The sequence below is a fragment of the Dolichospermum sp. LEGE 00246 genome, assembly GCF_015207865.1.
Classification (GTDB): Bacteria; Cyanobacteriota; Cyanobacteriia; order Cyanobacteriales; family Nostocaceae; genus Dolichospermum; species Dolichospermum heterosporum.
The window spans coordinates 1-21896 of the sequence record NZ_JADEWA010000035.1; the positions used below are offsets into that span (position 1 = coordinate 1).

Genomic DNA, 21896 nt, shown 5'->3' on the forward strand with positions numbered 1-21896 from the left:
ATTGAGAACTAAGTCTAATTAAATATTGATTCTCATAAAAATATTAACGTTTATATCCAGTATTTATCTAGAAAATGTCTGGGGAAAATTAGTTTTAACAACTTAAAATTCCCTGTTAAATTTCTCATTTTTAGTTAAAATACCCAAAGTTGAAATGACGAGGATTTACAATGTTTTTAACTGCGAGTAAAGCTGCTTCTCATATCAGAGGAGTCATCAAAGACTATAATTTCTGGGGGCAATCTGAAAGTGATTCTCCTTTGAAAATCAGCACAACTAAGGCTGTTGTAGATAATGAAAAAATCCTGTCTTTGGATAGGTCACTGCGTACCAAAAATGCTGGGGTTGCTCCCACTAAAGAGTTCTTGGAAACCAGAACGGTTGTTCAAAAGACCTTAGACGAAGTATTTAAACCCTTGGCTTTAAATGCGATTGAGGCATTGAACGATCAAGGCGAATTACTGGATGCGGGAACTGCAAGTTTGGAAACGTTAGCAGCAGAAGCAGAATCAGTTGAATATTATGTCCAACTGTATGCAGCGTTTAAACAAGTCACCAATCCTAAAATCTATTATGTTGATGCTCCTGCTGACCCCAGTGTGGGAATGTTTATTGTGGGAACAGTGGGAACGGAAACTGTTTATGCCAGTGCATTGTTAACTCAGACTTAGACCGCTTTTATGACCTCGGACTACAAGTTAGTTCGGGGTTATTTTTTGAAACAATAGGAATCTAAAAATGCCAACAACAACAGCAGGAATTTTACAATTTAGTCAACCAATTTATAAAATCACTGAATCCGGTGAATGGTTGACAGAACAGGTACAGGTATTACGTAAAGATGGGGCAACAGGGAATGTATCAGTTAAAGTTACTGCCAAAACTGAAACTGCCACCGTAGGTAAAGATATAGATAAAATTAATCAGGTTTTAACTTGGGTAGATGGTGATGTAACTCCTAAATTTGTCAATATCAAACCAATTCAAGATATGTACACCGAAGGAGATGAATTTTTAACATTATCTCTTTCTAGCATTAAAGGTGCTAAATATGCCCCAGTAAAAACTGCTCAATTGGTGATTTATGATCAAGCATTACCTGTGACTGTGCTTCAAGCAAGTGCAATTAAGGATTCTGATATTATCTCTATTTATAATCCAGTTCCTGGAAATAACACTGGTGTTAAATTTGGAGATTTTAAGAATTGGTTATATCAGGAAATAATGGCAAGTTTACCAACGCCAACAACGCCCACACCAACACCAACACCAACGCCTCCGGCAGGTTCGTGGGTACAAGTGGCTGGAGAAGGGGGTGCTTTTACTGTCGGCGAGTCGCAGCACGTTCGTTATGGACGCAACAACACCTGGATTGAAAAAACAGTGAGTGGGTCTGGGACTTGTGATGTCGCCTTCTTTGGTTCAGACCCCTTGTATGGTGTTGTCAAGGTCTGTGAGGTGTTTATTCCATCTACACCTGCACCAACGCCTACACCTACACCTACGCTTTTTGATAAATCTTATCAATTAAATATGGCTACTATGTTAGCCAATGGTTTGAGCATTTTGGCTAATAATGTGACTGCTGGAATAGATTCATTAGGTGAGCATCTGTCCTTTGTCAAAAGATCATCTTCTTTAACCATCAAGGGCATAGAGGAAAACTTTAATGCAGATTTCGCCATAGAAATTAAATTAGCAATTGATCCCCAATATTCTAATATCATGGGAGTTGAGCCAGACGGATTATTAAATCTGCGTCCAGATGGCTCAGATTGGTGCTTTGATGTTGGCGTTGGGCAGAATAATGTAATCACAATCCCAAATTCTGTATCGGGGGAGTTAACACTCGATACTATCAAAATAATTAGATCCAACAATGTAGTAACACTAGATGTAAATGGAGTCTTAGTATCAAAACCAGTTACGCAAACATACAACACTGCAAATGGACTGGTTATAGGAAATTTCCAAAGTTTTGACGGTAAATTATACGGACTAAAAATATTCACTTGGTAATTACCAAACTGATTTTAACTACACAAAAGATAAATTAGTAGTTGGTGGTAATGCTAATGCTAATGCAAATTATCAAATGTATAACAGCAGAATTTTCAATTAGTTTTACTATGATTTAGGGTTTTGGATTTTAGATAGCTAAGATCCAAAACCTTAATTAGTTAAGTTAAGCAACCTTAAATAAATACCCAATTTCAGGAATTTCACCAGCACGTTTCCAGCCAGTGATATTGCTCCATAATGGAGTGATTGTTGTTAATCCTTTGGAGATTAATTCTGATTCAAGTATTTCCACAGGTTGATTATCAATATTCATAAACCAACTGCGATTATTTGAGATTAATAATTCTGTGGGAATTGGGGGAATTGGCGGACTATTATGCTTAATTGCTTCAATTATTGGCAATGTTGCTGGGTCAGGTTGGATATCAAAACCTTTAGAAAATTTGAAAGTTGGTTTGCGTTTAGCATCAACATCAATTTGTTCACCAGTCCGGGGATTTCTGGCTTTACGTTCTGGTAAATCTCTAAAGGAAAAAACCCCAAATTTATCTATTCTCACTTCCTCACCCTCACGAAGAGAAACTTGAATAAATTTATAGAAAGATTCAAGCACACTTTTTACAGTTACTTCACTGTATCCTGTGGATTGTTGCAAATATTCGGATAGGTTGGCGTTCATATTTTCGTATTATTTAACAGCATCAGATTATGATTTAATTATTACTCAAAAACAGGTGGATTTGACAAGTAGTAAGTAAGATTTTTTGTAAGAATTCAGGAGTCAGGAATTAGGAATTAAGAATCAAGAATCAAGAATCAGAAATCAGGAATCAGCAATATTGGTGATAGCAAGAATATAGAGAAGCCAGTTCTTCATCAATTACTAAGAAAGACCCCAAAACTCTGATTTAGCCTATAAGTAGGTGAACAGAAAAATTTAAAGGTATGTAACGGTATGTAAAGTTGTCCAAAACCTGTTCCCTTGTCATAACGACAATTTTTAACGCCAACCTACTTATGCTGAATCATTAGGATTGTTTTAAGATTATTTAAAAGTCAGAAAATCCTTGATATCTTCCTTGTCCATATTGGGATCAAATAATGTCAGTTCACTTGTTTTCCCAGTTGCAGTTACAAATCTTGTACTATATGCCAACATAGTTTTCGTAAGTCCTGGGGGGTAATAAGGACGATATTGTTCACCAACTAATCCTAGATGATGCCAGCCAAATTGTTGTTTAGCATCAGGAAATTGCATCTCAATTGCTAATTTTTGTTTACCTCCCTGCTCTATAATTTTAGAACGGATTTGTACTGTCTGACCTTTCCAAGGTGTTGCTTTAGGGGCAGACCAACTACCATGTTGAACTGCGTAGACTTTTAAAACTTTGGCTATTTCAGGCTGCATATTTTTCAACTTTTCTATAATCTCATCTGCAAACATTGTAAACACCATGCCGGCTTCACCAGTTTCCGCTTGATGTGCAACTTTCCAATACACAGCAACCCATGATTCAGGATGGTATAAACTGCCGTCGGGTTTGGGTGTGTTATAAATACTTTCTTTACTGACTTTAAACAGTTCGGAAACTTCTCGGATCATGCGGGTGCTATCATCATTTTCTTCTTTCCAAAGAATAGCTTTTTTCATCGCCGCCCGATATTCTGTCCGGTCAGCCATTGCTTTCTCTAATTGTGCCGGTGCATATTCAACATTACCAAATAGCACTTTCTCGTAGGTTCTGGGTGAAGAATCTAGTCTCAGGTCTGGGGCTTTCCAATAACTATTAACAGTTTGCACCAGTCTAGAAATTGTGTCTAAAGCATCATCTTTAACAGCGCATTTACGACTTAGATAACACTCCTTATCTTTGAAGTCTTTTAACCAAGGGGATTCTGCACCCTGTTCATTTAAAAAATCCCTAACCGCATCTAATCCGTTTTTATTGTTAGGATATGCAGACTTCAAACTATCAACAGCAATTTGTACCTGCTGAGATAAGAAATCAATAATCGGCATTTCCTCATCTTGTTTTTGTTCACCACCGGCGGGAATATTCAATACCACCTGTTCACAACCACCAGAACGGGCGCGGGCTAACAATGAGGCCACAATCCCCGTCATATCATTCATGCTATTAATCGCAATCTGTTGGAGATTCCCCTGTAACGCCATCTTCGGGAATTTCTTCGTGGCTGGGGGTTCTTCAAAATTGGCGATCGCATTCCTCATATTCGGATACGCAGAAGATTTAATTAACTGTATAAAATCACCATCCGTATCACGCCCTAAGTTCAGTAGTAGTTTGCGGGGTGCGGCCATAATGCCGGTAGCGTTGATGTAAGTTCCCTCATGTTTGTTTTCCCAGAGTTGACAATCCCCCCAATGTCGCATGGGATTACAGAACACTATGTACTCACCTGGTTCAAAGTCGGGGGCGCAGAATACTTTTTTACCCTTGATTCGACCGTCAGGTAATACCACATGATAATGAGCCAGGGATTCATCCGGTTGTGCCATTGTTGAATAGAATCGGATACCCGCAGCTTTAGCTAAATTTAACCATACAGCCCTCATGCGTTCTTTGATACGAGTTACCACATAGGGATGTAACAGTAAAAGACCCGCTTTATCGGCTTTAATAATCCGAATCATCGTGTTTTCATATTCAGCTTCGGATTGAAGTTTATCGCTACCTTCTTCGATTTCTGCCTCCGCTTCTGATTGGTCAATTCTCAGGATTTCGGCTAGATCGGTGATGGAATTATAGGCTTGGGATAGGCGATCGCATTTAGCTTCTAATTTGCTGATGATATTATCTTTTTGTAGCACTTCAAATGAGAACCACTGGAGTAACATCCATCCTGGTTTAGCCCGGCGTAATTCCCCTTCAAACACCAAACCAAATAATAGTTTACCTTGATGATTACCTAACGCTGGTTTATTACCTTTGAGTGAAGATAAGGGAATGACTAAATCAAATTCAGAGTCATCGAGTTTGGGGTTATAACCAACAGTACCCTTACCAATCCATTCTACTAAATTATCGTTGTTTCTGAATGCTGCCCTAAATTGTAAGGGTTTATTTTCATCAGGTTCAAGTTCTTCGTCTTCTCCAGTATCTGGATTAAATTGTTGTAATGGCAGTCCCAATAATTGCATCAGTGCTTTACTAGCTTTGGCGTGACTATCCCCAGTTTCCCAATGAATATTATTGACTGCATCATCTAAGTCGTTACCATCTGCATCTTTATTTTCATCATCTACTACTACATATTTCATTTGTTTGTATACCAGTTTCTTACAACCAGTATGCAAAATGCTACCGTAAATTATACGTTTCCATTGGTCTTTAGCTGTTTCCCCAAAATACTTTTTACCGATGGTTTTTTCATTAGTGAATGTGAATCTCCCATGATTTCTAGAACCACTGGCTAAATCCAGAAAGAATGCTGCTTGATAACCTTTGGGTTTAAATGCGTTTAATGCTGATGCTTTGGTTTCTGTTGTTTCTATTTCCCCAATACAAAAATCTAATTTTGGATGTAACCCTGCTAATAATATATTTCGTAAGACTACTTTAGGTGCATTTGACCATTTATTTTCAGTGCAATTCCACACTGACCATTCAGTAACGGTGGCGATTGTGCCGACTGAACCATCTTCGATATAGCGGGTATTTGTGAATAATGTAGTCATATTAAAAATCCATGTACTCTAAACTTGATAATCCTGCTTTGTTAAAAATCCATGTATTCTAAACTTGATAATCCTTCTTTAATTGTGATAGCCGCTGCTTCGGGGATAATCACCGGAGTTTCCTGTGATATATCCAAACTTCTGGCAAGTTCTTCATTTTTGAATGTCAAGGCATAAATAAAGTCATAATTCTTATTGGTTTCGGTAATAAATCCCTCTTTCAATGTTTGTATATCCTCCATTTTCTCGTCACCAATTACCCTGGCACAACAGATATCGGGTTCTGTTTGGGATGCCAATAATCCCAGTATCAAGATAAAATCACCGAGTTGATTTCTTTTAGCCATTTTGATAGCAATAATCACCAGGATTGCTGCTGCTAAAATATAAGGAGCGCAAGCTGTTAATAAACCCCATGCCCCCGCAAACATTCCAGTATTATTGAAAACTGCTGGTAATAAATCTTTTACTGTTCTTAGTAATCCCCCAGTAATATAACGAATTGCTTCACCTCCGGGAATATCCAATCGTTTTAAGATTATAGAAATCGTAGTATTTTTTAACGCTTCAACGAAAACTCCCGGTAATTGCACTCCCTTTAAAATAAATGTTGTCAGAATACTTTCGGTAATCTTTTTCAATACTTCAATGGCGTTGATTGTTGTCGGTATATCCACAGGAACAATTGCACCATAAGCACTAGAAATATTTCCAAATTGTGATTTAATTGTGTCTTCTTTATAATTATTTTCTTCTTTATTAGATAACAATTTCCCCACTTTTCTGCATAGTTTTTTGATACCGTTAATTGCAGGATTAACAATCTTGCTTTTCAGAAACTTCAACAGTCCTGATTTATCCTTGTGTTCTTGTCTCGCTTCTGCCCGTGCTGTCTTGGATTCATCTTTACCTAAAACCAATTCTTTGATTTTTTGTAAAGCATCCGCAAGTTCTTCTTTGACTTTATCTAGGAGTCCTTGAAATATATTGACAATTTTGAGGTTGTCCTGGGGGAAATCAGCGATCGCCGATGGAAATTCCTGCTCTGTTTTCTCCCTAATTGCCACAAAGTGATTCCTTACTTCCTGTGGTACAGGGTCTTCTTGTTCATCAAATTGGGATAATAAACTATCATAAGCATTGAGCATTAATGTTTTTAAATCTTCAATTTGTTGAGAAAACCAATCTTTATTTACTTGTTCTACAGATTTAATTCTGTCATAAACTGAATCATCGTTATCATAACCACTACTATTAATATGCTTCCAATTAATCAATATATTATTAACTTCTACGGACGCTTTATAAGTTTCGATATTCGCTGGGCGTTGTCCAATTGCATCAAGTTTTTGTTGTCCAACCGCACTTGGATTACCGTGTACTTTAGAATTAAAAACTTTGTTTACACCATAACAAGATTGTAGGATTTCCGCAGAAGCATAGCCAACTTCATCGTCTAATTCTGATTTAGAAAAGTAATTAATAATCGCTTTTAGTGAAGGTAAATTATCTTGCGAGTAAACTACTGGTTGAATTGAATCAAACCAATCCTCTTTATTTGACAAAGCTTGCACAACTTCTGTGGGGACTCTTAACCCACCCTTGTTCACCCAAATTCCATCGGTTATTTGACTTAAAACTTCTTCTGGTGTCATGGTCTATCAATTTAATTTAGTAAATAAAAATATGTTAAGGATGCTAATGCTATCGCTTTGGGGTTGTGTTGTTGTTAGTTAATATCATGACCACTGCATTCGTTAAACGTACAGGAATCAACCCTTTAAAATCAATTGAACTCACTGTTGAGCAATTAAATATACTATTGAATGAACCCCGAATTACTGGAGTTGTTGATATTTCAGGTTCAGGTAAGTTAATTGTCAACTGTGAAGACGGTTTGGCTAGGATGATTGGGTTTTCTGATAATGAAATAATTTGGTTTGATAGTTATTCAGATCAGGATTAGTAGAAAAAAGGGAATAGGCATGAGTCAATCTATTCCCAGCACTTCATCATCTATTAACTGAAATCTAGCCATTGTTTGATTTTAACACAAGCACTAATAAAATCAACTTTTGCATAGTTAGATGAAGATTACAAAAATCATTGATGCTATCGCTTTTTAGTCTTGGTGTTTTTGAGATTTTAATGATGAACACAATCAATTTTGCGGGTATTGAAGGCAAGGTGTTACAAGTTAGTCCACATGGAAATTATCAGGTGGTGGAACTTAGCGATCGCATTACCATTGTGGGTACTTATTCAAACAAGTTTCATTGGCCAGAATCCACCGATGAAAGCTCAGGATTCACTAGCTTTATCACTTACATTGGTTTGAAACAACAAGAGTTCCCCAGATTTAGAGATTGGGTAATTGTCAATAATGGCTATTTCGAGGGAGACGACGGCACACCCCGACAATCCAAACGAGTCCGCAGATTTCCACTGGAGATTAAGGTGAGGGGGTTACTCGCTGAATCTGTTGTTGAGTTGATTCATGGGGAAATTGGATAATGTTTGAAAATGCAGGTGACAGTTACCAATTAAGGTAATTGAGGATTGAAACCAGCAATAACAAATAGCAAATAGCGTTATTGATTATCGGTAATGCTATTGCTTAATGTTCAATAATATAGGGGATTGTATCATGATTGGACAATTATTCACCACTGGAATTGGTATTTATCAAATGTATCCCGGTGATGATAACAAATGGATTGCCCAAGTTGATTTTGAGGATGAAAGTCATGCCCAATTATGGGGTGTGCAAGGGACTTTAGCAACAAAATATGGTGATGATTTATTGGAATCTGTGAGAACCGTTAAACAGGATGCCGAGAATTTGGGGATGAGAATGTTGTCATTACCTGATACTAAACTCAGACTCTATGTGAAACGATTGTTTGTTGATAATGCTGAAGTATGGAAACAAATTGAATCTGTAGGTAAGGAACTTGATTTGGAAGTGATTTCTTGTTTACCTGAATAATTAATTCAAACAATTGTCTACATTTAATCAATTGCTAGATACTAAGAGTAATAATTTTTGAACATTAGTATTCTGCTTGTTTATCCCTGACTTTTGATAAAATCATAAATCAGGGACATAACAGCATTATTTTGGCTGTAATACTGCGTTAATTAATGTTTGAAACTCATCCAGTGAATTAACGCTAATGGTTTTTAAATGTAGGTTTTTTAAAGCCATTAAATCATTAATTTCTTTGAGAGTTTCCATTAATTTTTCAGGTAAAGTACCAAAGCGATTTTCTAGTAAATCAAAAATGTTTTGTTGGCAGGTTTCTTTAGCACCTTTTACTTGTCCTCTTTCTTCTGCAAGTTCTTCAATAGTGCTGAGGAAAGGCATATTTAACTCCTTTTCGTGTTGTTCTAATTTATGGTTAAACTCTAATTGCAATGGTGGTGGTAACGTCATCATTTTATCAATGAACTTGACTAAATTAATAATGTCAAATTTAGTTAAGCCTTTTTGATACAATGGTCTGACTAAGTTCCATTTCCATTGTTCTCTTTGCGTTAAGTCCTTAGTAGTGACTTTGGTTTTCAGATGTGCCATTACTATTATAGCAAACAGATTGTTACTTGCAGCTAGTTCTTCCCATTGATAGTCTAGCAGTTTCACTGTACTGAATTTGATTTTAACTTCACTATCCCCTAAACCGTATTCATAACTATTTGGTCGCCAACTTTTGTTTTCATCTCCTAATATTGCTAAACTTATTACTGGTTTATTAAATAAATCAAATGAACGATAATTATAGATAAACATTCTTTGAGGAAACTGTTTATCATATTGACTTTGGACTTCTATATGAATCAAAATCCAAATTATTTCATTATTCAATAACCAGACTTGAAACAATTTATCCGCATAACGTTTTTTTGTTTGACTAGATGCAGTAATTTGTTCTAGTTCTTTATCTAAAGAAATAGGGGGTTTACTCCAGTCAATTTGTTCGTATATTTTTGGATAAAAGAATTGTAGAAATGATTCAAAATATTGTCCTATAGCTTCTTTCCATGTTTGATCATAGTTCGCTGTTGCTTCTGTCATATTTGCCCCCGGTTTTTGGGATTTATAATAAATCCCCAACTTCTTTATGATACCATTAATTTTGTTGTCAATAGTATGATATTGTCTGAGATTTATATACTGCAAAATTTAGTATAATTAATAATGCCCCTGGCGTTGATAATTTAGTATGGTTTGGCGATTCCTACGGAGCGCTTCGCTATCGCTTCACTGCTCATTCACTTGAGAACCCCGAAGTATTATCAATATTATCAGCATTGTAAACATAGGTAATCAGCCCCCTATTGGCATTGATAGCGCAGCGTGGCGTAAGCCATAGTCTTGAGTTACCCGGAAGTTATCGGTAGGGGCGCTATCGCGCAGAGGGGGCGTTGTTTTCGAGGTTTTGTTATGGCTATCAACATTCTTTCCAAAGCTGACAAGAAACTTTCTCAACTCAAGGATGGAATTCGAGTTTTGGCTTGGGAACAGTACAAGATTGATAATCGTGTTAAAGGTGAGGAAGGTTATAAAATCTTTGAAGCAGAATGGTTAACTCATGACATTCATAAGATGGATCAAGCCAAGTTTGATAAGTTTATTGCAGGTTTAGGTTATACCGTAGATGACTTACTTGCTGAAAGGAATAGATATTATCAGAAACGTAATCGAGCTACTGGTATTGGTAATGAACCCGCTAGTTTTGATAACAAACCTGCCAGTGTTGATTATGTTGAAGGTAATCAACCAGATAACATTCCATACTAATTAGTTTATAGTCCTAGTCTCCTTTGGGGATTAGGGCTTTTTTTTAATGTTATCACTTTCCGTTTTTGATTATCTAACATGAGGAATTTATGGCTATTAATATCCCCAGTAAATTTGGTAGTCGTTTACCTGAACCCAATAAGAAAAAGGGTATTGACTTTGATAAACTCACTGAAAAACTTCGCTTTGAACGTGATAATATTCAACCCTATTTAACTAATCATCAACTTCTATTATATCATCATAATTGTGATTTATTTGTAGGTAATTACTATCACGGTAAAAATCATTTCCTGAATGTGAACTTCACCAGCGATGAAAGTGAAGAATACCCACCACATCGTAATGATGAATATGATGAAGTTGGTAAGATTTTAGCTCACATTTAGTCATTTAGTCATTTAGTTTAATAGTCTTGACTCCCACTGTCAGGACTTTTTTGATGTTTAGTCGTTGGGGCGCTATCGCTGAGGGAAATTGAGTAATTTGGAGAATTTCATGAATCCTAACCCCAGTGATTTGAAATTAATTAGTAAAGTTAAATCTGAAACTTTAGCTGATTTAAGAAGCTTTTGTAGAGAAAGCGTGAATTTAATGACTAGCGATGTTAGTAGTTACGCTCAAGGCAGATATAGACTTTGGTTATTTCATGAGTGTGATTTGAGAACTCCAGGTACAATTACTAAAGCTTATCATAATGATAGACTTTGGAATTTCTGTCAGCGAGTTTATCCCGGAACTAATATCGGCTTGTTAACTTTTGGTGGCAAGATTGGTAATATTCAAAGTACCGGATTGATTATACCACATCGGGATCATAGTTATTCTAGAGCGATCGCTAGAACTGTGAATCTTGGTAGTTGTATATTTAATTATGATGGCAAAGATTATCAACTTAATGATGGAGATATTATTGAGTTTAATTGTAAGAAACTTCATGGAGTAACTAAAATTCTGAGTGAAGAAAGATTTAGTATTAATCTCTGGCAGTTGAATCAAGAGAAAGGTTATTTCCCAATAGTTTAGTTGTAAACATAAATAACTCCAGTTTAGTAATAGATTGGAGTTATTTTTCATTTATCTGTGGGGGCGCTATCGCGGAAAGGGAGCGTTGTTTTTTGGTATTCATCATGTTTTATCAAGCCCCTGAAATCCAAGGCAGTATTCGCAATCTCCGTCAATATTATCGTGAATCTATGCGTCAAAACGTATGGGCTTATGAAATATATATTGATGACGTTTTGGTGAAAAGTGAAGATTGTCATTGGTGGTCTAACACCCGTGAAGAAGTCATTATCGCAGTTAAAGAAATCGGCGATCGCATCAAAGAACAGGAACTGATTAAACGAGAATTAGCTACTGTTGGTAATCGCATTTATGTGAAGTGGTGTACAGATATCACTAAAGCAGGTAAAGCTCAAGGTATCACCGGCTATTATGGGATATTTGAAAAGCGTCATCTCTATTGTTGTGCTACTTATCAGAGTTTAGATGCTGCATTAGCTAAATTGGGTGAAATTGAAAGTAGAAATAATGTTGAAAAAGCGTTATTTAATTCTTTCAGGAATGATTAATTTATACTTATTAACCTCAATCATGAGATTGGGGTTATTTAATGCTATCGCTTGTTGACGATGGTGTTTTTGTAATATCATTATGTCACAATATACTGAATATCATGAAGCTCATGGAATGCCAGTTTCTGTAACAAAATATGAACCAGAAGATTGGGAATTGGCAGAAGTTCATGAATACGAAAAGCGGGATAATGAAATGCGAAATAATTTAGCGATCGCTTTGAATAATACTTTAGCAGTGAAGTTCCAAATAGAAAACCTGGATAATCCCATGATACCGTATCAAACACGGACTGAATTGATTAATAAACTTCTGGAAAGCACTATTAAATCTATTCAGGAAGCTCAAGAATTACATGACATAGAATAATTTGAATAGTCTCTAGTTTATCTAGGGACTTTTATTAATTGCTATCGCTTATTTGTAGTGTTGTTTATGCAAGCATTATGAAAGCGTTTTTCACTGGACACCGGAACATTGATGATATTAAAGACCCCATTAACCAATTAATTGATATTGCTTTAAAACGAGGGGTGACAGAGTTTTTCAATGGTATGGCTTTAGGAACTGACCAATTAGCGGCTGAGGTGTTAATTAAACGAAAACTTAATTGGACTGCGGTGATTCCTTGTAAAGATCAGGACAGATTATGGAGTCTGCAACAGAAAGTTAAATACAAAGAACTCCTGAAGTCTGCATCCAACAAGATTGTCCTTTATCCAGAATACGCCCCTGGTGTCATGCAAGCCCGTGATCAATGGATGGTTAAATATTCTGATTTGTGTCTGGCTGTTTATGATGGACGGTTGACTGGGGGGACAGCGTTGAGTGTGAATTTAGCGACTGTTAAAAATATTCTCATCATTCAATTTAATCCCCGAACTTTAGAAATCAAAGTTATTGAACCCCAGCAACTAAGTTTATTCTAACACTATCGCTTCCCGATTCTGCTGAGTTTTGGGAAGCAATGGAAAATAAGTCTTGTTTTAATTGGATTGTCAAAAATGATTTTGCAGACGCAGATTTCTGGCTAATCAATAAGGGTAGTCTCAAGGATTTAGGTAAACCAGTGCGGGAGTTTCAACATTATTATACAGGCATTCAATGTCCAGTATTAATATGGCCTGATTATGGATATTATCTCTGCGTTTATTTCCAGCAAATTGGTGTGTGGGAACGATTGGGTATTGGGACTACCAGTTACAAGAATCTGAGAATTACAGATATCCGCAAAGTATTTAATCAGGTATCTCGACAACATTCACTGGATAAAAGGATAGTGAGATTGAGATGAGTTAATGCTATCGCTTAGTGGTGTTGTTGTTTTTGGTATTAACCAATGAATGAATTTCTAGAAAGTTTATCCCGTGCATATTGGAAAATGAATTATGAACAATTCCTGGAAAGAACCGGGTTTGTTAGTTCAGATTATGCACTGCAAAAGTTCAAACTATTTCAACAAAGTGCCAAGGGGTTATTAGATTTTGATGTAGAAACCTTAACTTCAATTCTATCACAAGAACAAGAATCTATCAACCAATAGTAAACAAAGTGACTGGTGTGAAAACACTGGTCATTTACTCTCAATATTACCATGAATAAATCACATAAAGCACTGGATTTGTTATTGAGTCTGCGAAATTCCGTCAATAAAATCTCAGCAGAAATTGAGGTGGTGATGCCAGATGCTATTTCTGAAGCTCTTGAAATCGTTGCAACTGCTAAAAACAAGGCGGTTTATAACAACAAAGATGGCAGAATTGTTTTAGTTTTCAGGAAAAAGTTTTCTACTAATAAAGAAGATACCAAATTAGCCAGATTAGATGAGGATATTCACCGAATTACTGGGGAATTAGCTAATAAAAATTCTGAACAAATTGCAGAAATTGAATCTCAGATTGAAGACCTCCAGGGACAGATTGAATTATTGGAGAAACAACGGGATAGATTATTGAGCGATCGCCGCATTACCAATCTCAAACGACAATACCACGAACACCGGGAATCAACATTGTATTTAGACCCCAATTTATCGGTATTTTTGAACGATTGAATGCTATCGCTTTGTAGTATTGGTGATTTCAATGTGACACAATGGAATTAAGACGATATAGATTTAATCGTAAAACAGGGAAAGTTTACCTGGAAGTTGGCAAGGAATTGAGTGACATTGGTGCAACTTTGAAGATGATTATATTATGGGCATCACAACCAGTTTATGGTAAACCATTTGCCCATTTACCTGCACAGAATTGGGTGCAAATAACGTTTCTTGATATGCAAAGTAATTGGTGTTATGCACTGCTAAATAGCGGGGCTACAGATGCTTTGAATCCTTGGTTACAATACAGAAAACAAATTGAATCAGAACTGGAATTATGCGGAGTAATCACCACCATTAGTTTAGTGAAATTTGAGGAGCAAAGTGAATTCTTTGATTATCACTTTTCCGGTGTTCGAGGAAAACCAGGACTCGAAGAACGGATGAAAACACTGATTGATAATAGTGGTCATGCTTTGGTGGATACATCGGTGAATCTATTGACGTAATAGTTAGGAGATAGGGGAAACCTTGTCTCTAATGCTATCGCTTTTTGATGTTGGTTTCTATGAAACTAAATGATGTTAATGTCTTTCAATTTTGATTATGACTAGAAAAAGAACCGCTAACAATGTTCAAAATGGAGTTAATGAAGTGACTGAGAATAATGTTCAAAATGGAGTTAATGAAATGACTGGGAATAATGTTCAAAATGGAGTTGATGAAGTTAACGTAAATTCTGAATCCACAATTAATGAAGTAACGGAGAATCTTGAAGATACAGTTGATGAAATGAATCAAGAACCAGATGTTAGTTCTGAATTTGAAATAGATCCTGCATTAATGGGAGAAGAGTTTAATTGTGTAAGAACTAAGCGATTTCCTTATGGAATTGTCATCAATGAGGAAACAGCCGGGTTATTCATTCCTGAAAAGAGTTTAGCAAAAGCTGGATGGTTTGGAACTCCCGAAATAGTTGAAAAGGATTTATCAGGTGGTGTTGAGAAAGGATTATTTATTACCAATGCTAGAATGATAATCTTGGGTAATGTGCGTCCCTATTTGAGATATAAAACTGATTTGAAAGATAACCGAGAATTAGAAGGAATAATGATTGGTTGGTACGACGAATATTCTGAAGAAATTGACAAGAAAATGATGAGTGCAGTTTCAGAGCATTTAATAATGTTTCTAGATAATGCCAACAATTTTCTCCATGAAACCCCAATTAGAATCAGATTCAAGAATGTATCGCTGTGGAGTTTACGAGAAGCTTTGGAACAGTATTACTCTCAGGCTGAATTGACATTTGCCAGAATGCTCAACAAGAAACCCAGTGGTAAAGATGATAGATGGCGGTCATTGTGTGTTGTTGATGTGGAGTTTAAAGGTGTTAAGGAAGGTGAAGGTAAAAATCGGTCATTCTGCTGCAAAGTAGGGACTTACATTCACCCCGATGAAGAAAACTTCCCAGCTTTGTTTATGGGAACAAGAACTAAAATGTCTGCGGTGTTGGAAAAGTATGATACTAGCTTAGGCTTTGATGAAACCGTCAAGGCTTTGTTACCAGCACCTACTAAGTTGGCATTACCAGAAAGTCAACAGTAGTCATTAAGGATTCACGGACAAGTAAGGACTCAGGGGAAACCTTGGGTCTTTTTTTTAAGGAGTGCTATCGCTTAGAGAAAGTGATTATTTAAACACCTGAGTAGACAATGAAACTATTAATTATTGACACCGAAACCACCGATATTAATGATGCAAAGGTATGTGAGATTGCAGCAACTTTGTATCAAGTTGGTGAGAATATCAGGGAAACCGGGGCGATTTGTAGTGTTTCCACAGTGTTACCAGTGACAGAAAACCCCGCAGAGTTCGTTAATGGCATTGCTTGGGAGTTGACAACTAAAAATCCATTTGTTGACGAGTCTATGAGCTTATTAAAAAGAATGGCTGCTTGTGCTGATTATACAGTTGCTTTTAATGCTGAATTTGATGCACCATTAGTAGATAAACTATTGATTGATGATGATTTTTCATGGACTAATTTTACTCCTGATTGGTTATGTGCCATGAAGGATTTTGATTGGGGTTATCCTGCTAAAAATGACAGTTACAAACTCACTGATTTAGCTTTGTGGATGGGTATCGGTGTCAGCACAGTACACAGGGCTGGTGATGATGTCCGGTTATTGGTGGAATGCTTTAATCGGCGTAAACAGATATTACCAGAAATAGTGAACCAAGCGATATTTGTCTCCAATTCACCGATGATTGAGTTGAAGGCATTGGTTGAATATGAAACTCGTAGTTTGGCTAGTAATGCTAGGTTTCATTGGGATGGCGATCGCAAAGTATGGACTAAGAAACTCCGTGAATGTCGGTTTAATGAGTTTGTGAAAACCTTGGAATTTGGGGTTGAGATTATCTAAATAGAAATGCCCAGAGTATTCTTTGCTTTGGGCGCTATCGCTTCAGGGTTTTGGTGTTTTTTGTAATGATTATGAACCCAAATATCCTGAACGAATTAGAAACCAAAATCAATGATGGTATTGGTACTTTTGAAGAATTAGACTCCGTTTGTTCTCAGTTAATTAATATCATTCATCAACAAAATGAGTTAGCAGTGAAAGCTAATGAACTCTTTGAAATATTAAGACCCGATTGGTCTAGTGTTCCTTTTCAGGCTTGGATGATTGGGGAGGTTTAACTGTAATAACTCAGGGGAAACCCTGGGTTTTTTGCTGTCGCTTGTTAGTGATGATAACTAAATTGTAATTTAAGGAGAAAATAATGACTCATCAAGTTGATTCCGAAAATAATTTATCTGGAGCATCAATTTTTAGCAAATTAGAACAATGTGTTAAAGATGGGCGTAAAGGTGAATGTAGTTTAAGGGCGCAGAGAGCGGGTGGGGGATACCGAAAGATAGAGGAGATAAGTAAGAAAGTTAGATAAGCTAACCGATAGTAAAAGCAGAAAATATTTGTCGTACAGAAAATGCTAGATGTACTATCGGTATTAGAAAAACTAGATGTGCCATTCGGGAAATGGACACAGGAGATAAAGGAAATCAGAGAAGCTAAGTCTTTAGCATCAATAGTCAGAGGATCATGGAAGTTAGGACTGGGAGTAGGCAAGGAAATTGTAGAGCAAGAATTGTCAGTAAGAGCAGAGCAGCCAAACAATTGGCCAACCTGTAACCATTGCGGAAAGCGGTTGAGAAGTAAAGGAATGCGACCAAGACAGATGGAAACACTGTTAGGGCAAGTATCGTGGTCAAGAAGAGTCGGGCGATGCCCTGATGGATGTAAAGAAACGCAAATAGCCCCATTAGATCAAGTCCTAGAGATAGAACCATGCCAACAAACTAGCTGGGAATTAGTACAAATGGGGTGCTTATTAGCGGTATTTCTGCCGTTTGAAACAGTAAGAACAATATTACACCAATTAACGGGAGTAGAAATCAGTGCAAAGACGATATGGAATTGGGTACAAAGCATGGGAAAGCGGGCAATGGCGAAACTGGAAACAGAGATAAACCAACTATCCCTTGGGAATCCGCCAACACCGGAGATAATGACTCAGGCAATAGCAAAAATGCCGTTAGTGATAGGTGCAGACGGAGTAATGATACCCATGCGTCCTCATCCGGGTAAACCTGATGGGAAAACCCAGTGGCGAGAGGTAAAAGTGGCTATTTTGTCCAGATTAGGACAAAGTGTCACCCGTAAAGGTAGGGAGTTTTTCCGTCTACACCAACGCAGATTGGTCGCTGTGTTAGGAGATATTGATGCTCTGCGTCCACGTTTAATGCTAGAAGCACTGCGACAACAATGGCAGTCAGCACCCCAATTGGTGTGGATTAGTGATGGTGGTAAGGGGTTTTGGAATCTTTATCATCAATGCTTTGCTGTCAGTGCCATTGCTATTTTAGACTTTTATCATGCCGCACAAAACCTGTGGAAAGCGGCATCGGCAGTTTATGATGGTCGTACTACTAAAGCTCATCAATGGTTTAAGTATTTGCGGCATCAACTGCGTCATGGTCTCGAAGCGCAAGTAATTGCCAAGTTAGCTGAAACTATTCAATTTCGCGGATTTTCATCTGATGTTCGCAGAACTTTAACCAATGTTCATAATTATCTTCTTACACATCAGTCACATATCAACTATCAGCGTTATAAGGAATTAGGTTTACCTTTGGGTAGCGGTATGGTAGAAAGTGCTTGTAAGTGGTTAATTCAGCAACGTTTTAAAGGTGTTGGTATGCGTTGGAGCGAACCTGGTTTTAACCATTTGTTACATCTACGATTGGCTTGGGTTAATGGTCGCTTTGACGAGCTATTTTCTCCTGTTTTTTCCGCATCCCCCAAGCCTTAGATGCGCCCGATGAATATATACCAGAAGGTAATATCTATGGCAAGTAAATAATAAATAGGCTGGGTTTATCCCGGCTTATTTTTAATGTTGTCACTTAATGATTTTGGTTACTTTTGAATAGTTTGGAGTAAGTATGCAAATAGATGATTTTGATATCAAGACATCCAGTGATGATGAAGAAAATGTTGATTACATTACTGGTGAGAAATGCGAAATTACAATTGGATTTTTCTATGCTGCCCCGGATACCTATAGTGAGCGTTACCTTTACCTGAGTGAACAAACATTGAGGAAAATGTTGGAGGTTAAAAATGAGCAAAGATTCTAATATTGAATGGACTGGGAATACATGGCCAATAGTAACGGGCTGTGACCCTGATTCGGATGGCTGCGCGAATTGCTATGCAGTGTTGGAAAGTTGGATTCATTCACATCATCCGAACCCCAAAATCTCTGATGTTTTTGCAGGAACAGTTAGGAAATCAACCAATGGTAAACTCCAATGGACAGGACACATTAACCTACAACCCCAACGCTTAAAATGGATTTTGGAATGGGGAAATTGGGAAAAACCCGAACTCGTATTTGTCGCTAATTTGGGGGATTTATTTCACGAAAAAGTCCCCTTCGATTTCATAGATGAAGCTGTGGCATACATGATCATCGCCCGGTGGAACATTTACCAAATTCTCACCAAACGCCCGGAAATTATGCACCAGTATTTCACCAGTCCTGACCGTCTCCAAAAGATTCAATCTGCATTGGTGAAAGCTAAATCCGAAATACTAGAAACTAAATTAACAAAACGGGTACGCAAATTGGTTGAGGAAAGTTGCAGATTCTTAGAGGAAACGGAACTCAAGTTACCAATTCGAGAAAATCAATAAAAAACTGCTTAAACAAATCCGTGCTGAAAAGAATTATCAAACCCCCAAAGGTTATATTTCCTGGGATGAATTAAGCGGTATTGTCGGGGTGGGATCAACCTGCGATGTCGAATTTGCTAATGCTGACTTTTCGGCGTTTATTCATAGTCATCGAATGTCATTATGGTTTGTTCAGGATGCCCCCCTTTATTGCATTACCCCAGAGTTATTTCATGCTTTTGATAATACCGATGTTCTTCATAAACCAGGGGTATTAACAGGCTGGAAACCATCATTACCGACATTTTTGATAGCGTTGCCCAAAGTATTACAATCACCCAGTGGGGATATAGATTATTTGGTGGTTCACTGTACAAATAACCAACATCCAGAATGGGGAACAGGGAAGTGGAGAGATATTCAAATCCCAGATATTCAGACTGGAAACTTGCACTTTGATTGGTCCACAACCAGCAGCAAAGAAACTGTGTGGATGTCTAGTTGTCAGGTTACAGATAACGGTGATTTGAGTTACAACGATGACAATAATCTTGGTAGGAATACCATTGACGAAGCTGACAGGGAATTTTTAGACAGGGTAAGAAATCTTGTGCTTAATATTCTGTTGTCTTTGGAGTATTCCCCAAGTCTAAATACCGAAGTTTCCGATGGTGAAATTATTGCCAAATCCCAGGGTTTCGGTGTGATTAAGAACCCCAATATTCGTCGGGCTAGATGGTTAGGTAAGGGTTATCAAAGTAAATCTGAGGGTAGCGGTGGTACTCATTCATCACCCCATACTCACTGGCGACGGGGACATTGGCGGGTTTTAGAACCATCTGGTGATAATAAATGGAAACAATCAAAACGGATTTGGATTGAACCTGTTTTAGTTAATGCGTAATAGTTATGGGGTTATTTCCAGACCCCAATTTTATTTTGTTTGGCAATGGTTTTGGCAGTTTCCAGGGAACTTTGATTGGGGCAATTATCCTGTTTTAGTTTAGCCAGTCCTTGCACTAATAATTCCTCTAATACTGTGTAAGTTTCGCTATTGGGGGGATTTTTACCAGATATTAATATGAGAACGATGCCCAACACCCCCAATAAACCGAGTCCCCAAATAAGTTGTTTGTTTATGTTATAATGTTAGAAAAAGATGATGATTGTACCAAATCAAAGAATCAAACCCACCCTGAAATTTATTGCTGATGGGGATACCCTCAAACTCAATTATGAAGGACAAGATTTTCATAGTCGTGCCAGGTGGATTGATGCCCCAGAAATGCAGAAACCCGGACAATATAGTGATAACCCCCAAATATTAAAACATTGGGAATGGGCAATAAAATCTAAAGAGTTTCTTGGAAGTTTAATCACTAGAAAACCCTTGATAATTATTCCCTACGAACTTGATCAATATAATCGGTGGTTATGTGATTGGTATGTTGGCACAGTTTCAGCATCAACTAATATTCAATTACAAATGTGTTTGGCGGGAATGTGTGCTTATTATTTACCATTTCAATATTACAGTTTTCCGACGACAAGAGAATTAAGTTTGTACACAGGAATCATTAAAAACTGTGCAAAAGCTTATAAATTAAAGTCTGGGTTTTGGAAAGAGGATAAATTCATGTTACCCCACGAAATCAAAAGCTTAAAACTATAATTACTGTTTTCTTTCAATGGGTATGAAGTGTTCTAAGTTCAATAATCTCACACCCAAATCTATAACAAAGATTCCTGTCATTTGGAGGATAATAAACACTATTAGCCAAGATTTTAACCCACCAGGGATGCTAGTAATAATCTCCATAATTTTAGATAAATCATTGATTTTATTTCTGCTTTCTGCAAGTTGTTCCCAGTTCTCATCATCGTTTTGTTGATAAACCTCTAATGCTTTGACTCTGCTCATCAATGAAGAATCATCCCAAAAAAGCATTTTTTCGACTTGTTGCATTTTGGCAGAATTTTCCCTAACTTGAACTTCTAATCTAATTAATGTTTCAATTGATTGTCGGTCAACAATGGGATTTTCAGTTAAAGATTTAACAAGAAATTCTAACTCATCAGTAGAATGTCTTCCCGCCCCTGACTTAATAGCTTCAGGAATAGCCCTGAGTAATATTCCATTTCTCTCATTAGATGCTTTAAGTTTTTCCTCTAGATTTTTTCTTTCAGTAATATCAACAGCTTGATTGACAATAAAAAACTCATGTCGTTTAGAGGAAACAGCTAAACAAGTACCTTCAAAATAATACTCCCAAGTTATTTCAGTTCCCACTGGGGAGTCAAGTAATTGCTGCATTTGCACACTTTGCTTTTTGCAACTTCTACCAGCCAGCATTCCCTTAATATTCTCTTTCTCTAAGTTAAACAAAGCAGATAGTTTGTTATTAACCGTAAGATACGTCAGATTTAAGTCAACAATTGAAATAAACCCCGGTATGGCTTCTATAAATTCATTTTGATATGCCTCTAGTTCTGGATTCATAATTC

General features: G+C 37.0%; 30 protein-coding genes. 24 read left to right on the plus strand and 6 right to left on the minus strand.

All coding sequences use genetic code 11. The features are described 5' to 3' along the window. The first annotated feature begins 170 nt into the window (after positions 1-170). The gene (locus tag IQ228_RS04090; RefSeq protein WP_193962217.1) at positions 171-671 is read left to right on the plus strand and encodes a hypothetical protein; all 501 of its coding nucleotides are present in this window, start codon (positions 171-173) and stop codon (positions 669-671) included. Positions 672-738: 67 nt separating this feature from the next. Continuing rightward, positions 739-2019 (plus strand): Calx-beta domain-containing protein, encoded by a 1281-nt coding sequence (locus tag IQ228_RS04095; protein WP_193962218.1) that lies wholly within the window; start codon positions 739-741, stop codon positions 2017-2019. Positions 2020-2185: 166 nt separating this feature from the next. Here the strand turns inward: IQ228_RS04095 and IQ228_RS04100 are convergent, their stop codons facing one another. From IQ228_RS04100 to IQ228_RS04110, 3 genes are all read right to left on the minus strand, one after another. Next, a complete protein-coding gene (locus tag IQ228_RS04100) occupies positions 2186-2701 on the minus strand; it encodes an HU family DNA-binding protein (protein WP_193962219.1) in 516 nt (171 codons plus the stop codon). A gap of 366 nt (positions 2702-3067) precedes the next feature. Beyond that, complete coding sequence (locus tag IQ228_RS04105) at positions 3068-5722, minus strand: hypothetical protein (protein ID WP_193962220.1); 2655 nt, start codon at positions 5720-5722, stop codon at positions 3068-3070. A 41-nt stretch (positions 5723-5763) separates the two neighbouring features. Continuing rightward, on the minus strand, positions 5764-7377 hold the full coding sequence (locus IQ228_RS04110; RefSeq protein WP_193962221.1) for a hypothetical protein: 1614 nt from the start codon (positions 7375-7377) through the stop codon (positions 5764-5766). Between the two features lie 86 nt (positions 7378-7463). Here IQ228_RS04110 and IQ228_RS04115 point away from each other — a divergent pair, with 86 nt between their 5' ends. The 3 genes from IQ228_RS04115 to IQ228_RS04125 all read left to right on the plus strand — a co-directional run bounded on the left by IQ228_RS04115 (position 7464) and on the right by IQ228_RS04125 (position 8711). Then, entirely contained in the window at positions 7464-7688 is a 225-nt protein-coding gene (locus tag IQ228_RS04115; protein WP_148762674.1) for a hypothetical protein, read from the plus strand. A gap of 182 nt (positions 7689-7870) precedes the next feature. Next, a complete protein-coding gene (locus IQ228_RS04120) occupies positions 7871-8236 on the plus strand; it encodes a hypothetical protein (protein ID WP_193962222.1) in 366 nt (121 codons plus the stop codon). Between the two features lie 133 nt (positions 8237-8369). Then, complete coding sequence (locus IQ228_RS04125) at positions 8370-8711, plus strand: hypothetical protein (protein WP_041457533.1); 342 nt, start codon at positions 8370-8372, stop codon at positions 8709-8711. 126 nt (positions 8712-8837) lie between these two features. Here the strand turns inward: IQ228_RS04125 and IQ228_RS04130 are convergent, their stop codons facing one another. Next, a complete protein-coding gene (locus IQ228_RS04130) occupies positions 8838-9797 on the minus strand; it encodes a hypothetical protein (RefSeq protein WP_027405009.1) in 960 nt (319 codons plus the stop codon). Between the two features lie 369 nt (positions 9798-10166). On the opposite strand from IQ228_RS04130, the gene IQ228_RS04135 reads away from it, so the two are divergent. The 18 genes from IQ228_RS04135 to IQ228_RS27320 all read left to right on the plus strand — a co-directional run bounded on the left by IQ228_RS04135 (position 10167) and on the right by IQ228_RS27320 (position 19634). After that, entirely contained in the window at positions 10167-10523 is a 357-nt protein-coding gene (locus tag IQ228_RS04135) for a hypothetical protein (protein WP_015078269.1), read from the plus strand. A gap of 89 nt (positions 10524-10612) precedes the next feature. Then, on the plus strand, positions 10613-10912 hold the full coding sequence (locus IQ228_RS04140) for a hypothetical protein (protein ID WP_193962223.1): 300 nt from the start codon (positions 10613-10615) through the stop codon (positions 10910-10912). A gap of 109 nt (positions 10913-11021) precedes the next feature. Further along, complete coding sequence (locus tag IQ228_RS04145; protein WP_193962224.1) at positions 11022-11549, plus strand: hypothetical protein; 528 nt, start codon at positions 11022-11024, stop codon at positions 11547-11549. A gap of 104 nt (positions 11550-11653) precedes the next feature. Continuing rightward, positions 11654-12097, plus strand: a complete 444-nt coding sequence (locus tag IQ228_RS04150; protein WP_193962225.1) for a hypothetical protein — start codon at positions 11654-11656, stop codon at positions 12095-12097. A gap of 82 nt (positions 12098-12179) precedes the next feature. Beyond that, a complete protein-coding gene (locus IQ228_RS04155; protein WP_193962226.1) occupies positions 12180-12470 on the plus strand; it encodes a hypothetical protein in 291 nt (96 codons plus the stop codon). Positions 12471-12547: 77 nt separating this feature from the next. Continuing rightward, positions 12548-13030, plus strand: a complete 483-nt coding sequence (locus IQ228_RS04160; RefSeq protein ID WP_193962227.1) for an SLOG family protein — start codon at positions 12548-12550, stop codon at positions 13028-13030. 38 nt (positions 13031-13068) lie between these two features. After that, positions 13069-13395 (plus strand): hypothetical protein, encoded by a 327-nt coding sequence (locus IQ228_RS04165; RefSeq protein ID WP_193962228.1) that lies wholly within the window; start codon positions 13069-13071, stop codon positions 13393-13395. Positions 13396-13440: 45 nt separating this feature from the next. Further along, positions 13441-13644 carry a hypothetical protein gene (locus IQ228_RS04170; protein WP_053541474.1) on the plus strand — a complete coding sequence of 68 codons (204 nt, stop codon included), beginning with the start codon at positions 13441-13443 and terminating at the stop codon, positions 13642-13644. Positions 13645-13695: 51 nt separating this feature from the next. After that, positions 13696-14154, plus strand: coding sequence for a hypothetical protein (locus IQ228_RS04175; protein WP_053541473.1), 459 nt, complete (start codon positions 13696-13698; stop codon positions 14152-14154). 41 nt (positions 14155-14195) lie between these two features. Beyond that, positions 14196-14651: a hypothetical protein gene (locus tag IQ228_RS04180; RefSeq protein ID WP_193962229.1), complete on the plus strand. Its 456-nt coding sequence runs from the start codon at positions 14196-14198 to the stop codon at positions 14649-14651. Between the two features lie 97 nt (positions 14652-14748). Continuing rightward, positions 14749-15750, plus strand: a complete 1002-nt coding sequence (locus IQ228_RS26390) for a DUF5895 domain-containing protein (RefSeq protein WP_228043682.1) — start codon at positions 14749-14751, stop codon at positions 15748-15750. Between the two features lie 107 nt (positions 15751-15857). After that, positions 15858-16574, plus strand: a complete 717-nt coding sequence (locus IQ228_RS04190) for a 3'-5' exonuclease (RefSeq protein ID WP_193962230.1) — start codon at positions 15858-15860, stop codon at positions 16572-16574. A 71-nt stretch (positions 16575-16645) separates the two neighbouring features. Continuing rightward, the gene (locus IQ228_RS04195) at positions 16646-16852 is read left to right on the plus strand and encodes a hypothetical protein (protein WP_228043683.1); all 207 of its coding nucleotides are present in this window, start codon (positions 16646-16648) and stop codon (positions 16850-16852) included. An 83-nt stretch (positions 16853-16935) separates the two neighbouring features. Beyond that, positions 16936-17100 (plus strand): hypothetical protein, encoded by a 165-nt coding sequence (locus IQ228_RS04200; RefSeq protein WP_193962232.1) that lies wholly within the window; start codon positions 16936-16938, stop codon positions 17098-17100. 42 nt (positions 17101-17142) lie between these two features. Next, positions 17143-18525 carry an ISKra4 family transposase gene (locus tag IQ228_RS04205; protein WP_193962233.1) on the plus strand — a complete coding sequence of 461 codons (1383 nt, stop codon included), beginning with the start codon at positions 17143-17145 and terminating at the stop codon, positions 18523-18525. 133 nt (positions 18526-18658) lie between these two features. After that, a complete protein-coding gene (locus IQ228_RS04210; protein WP_193962234.1) occupies positions 18659-18853 on the plus strand; it encodes a hypothetical protein in 195 nt (64 codons plus the stop codon). Further along, positions 18837-19412: a DUF5131 family protein gene (locus IQ228_RS04215; RefSeq protein WP_228043684.1), complete on the plus strand. Its 576-nt coding sequence runs from the start codon at positions 18837-18839 to the stop codon at positions 19410-19412. The genes IQ228_RS04210 and IQ228_RS04215 overlap by 17 nt, the downstream gene beginning before the upstream one ends. A gap of 162 nt (positions 19413-19574) precedes the next feature. Continuing rightward, positions 19575-19634, plus strand: a complete 60-nt coding sequence (locus IQ228_RS27320) for a hypothetical protein (protein WP_083881545.1) — start codon at positions 19575-19577, stop codon at positions 19632-19634. A gap of 672 nt (positions 19635-20306) precedes the next feature. Here the strand turns inward: IQ228_RS27320 and IQ228_RS04225 are convergent. After that, complete coding sequence (locus tag IQ228_RS04225; RefSeq protein ID WP_148279160.1) at positions 20307-20489, minus strand: hypothetical protein; 183 nt, start codon at positions 20487-20489, stop codon at positions 20307-20309. Between the two features lie 61 nt (positions 20490-20550). Here IQ228_RS04225 and IQ228_RS04230 point away from each other — a divergent pair, with 61 nt between their 5' ends. Continuing rightward, positions 20551-21063, plus strand: a complete 513-nt coding sequence (locus IQ228_RS04230) for a thermonuclease family protein (RefSeq protein ID WP_228043685.1) — start codon at positions 20551-20553, stop codon at positions 21061-21063. On the opposite strand, the gene IQ228_RS04235 is transcribed toward IQ228_RS04230, so the two are convergent. Then, the coding region (locus IQ228_RS04235) for a hypothetical protein (RefSeq protein ID WP_370566813.1) at positions 21064-21896 on the minus strand (833 nt) is incomplete at its 5' end.